Annotated in this window: 2 protein-coding genes; both read left to right on the top strand. The window is 67.9% G+C overall.

Annotation, left to right across the window (positions count from 1 at the left end):
* Positions 1–209: hypothetical protein (locus tag XI04_RS08095; protein ID WP_271623547.1), on the top strand; the 209-nt coding region annotated here is incomplete at its 5' end.
* 27 nt (positions 210–236) lie between these two features.
* A partial coding sequence (locus tag XI04_RS08090; RefSeq protein ID WP_271610630.1) for a chemotaxis protein CheW occupies positions 237–496 on the top strand: 260 nt, incomplete at its 3' end.

Here is a 496-nt window from a genome sequence, read left to right as displayed (position 1 = left end):
CGGAAGTTATCCGCTCCGACAACAATCTGGGCTCGATGCCGATCATCGGCCTGTCCGCGCTGGTGTCGCCGGCGGCGATCGAGCGCGGCCGTCAGGCCGGCTTCCACGACTATGTCGCCAAGTTCGACCGTCCCGGTCTGATCGCGGCGCTGAAGGAACAGACCGCGGGTGCCGCCGGCGCCTCCGAGCTGAACCGGGCAGCGGCGTAAGAGCAGGACAGGGATCAGGAGAAGCAGATGAACAAGAAGACGCAAGTGGGCGAAGGCGCCATGGTCGAATACGTCACCGCGATGATCGGCGGCCAGCTGTTCGGCCTGCCGATCTCCCGCGTCCAGGACGTGTTCATGCCCGAGCGCGTCACCCGCGTGCCCTTGTCCTCGCGCGAGATCGCGGGCGTGCTCAATCTGCGCGGCCGCATCGTCACCGTGGTCGACATGCGCGCCCGTCTCGGCCTGCCGCAGCCCGAGGACGGCAAGGTGCCGATGGCGGTCGGCGT

This window comes from Bradyrhizobium sp. CCBAU 11430, from assembly GCF_028128855.1.
GTDB classification, from domain to species: domain Bacteria; phylum Pseudomonadota; class Alphaproteobacteria; order Rhizobiales; family Xanthobacteraceae; genus Bradyrhizobium; species Bradyrhizobium ottawaense.
Note: the sequence above shows the minus strand (reverse complement) of the source record. Positions and strands in the feature narration are given on the sequence as shown.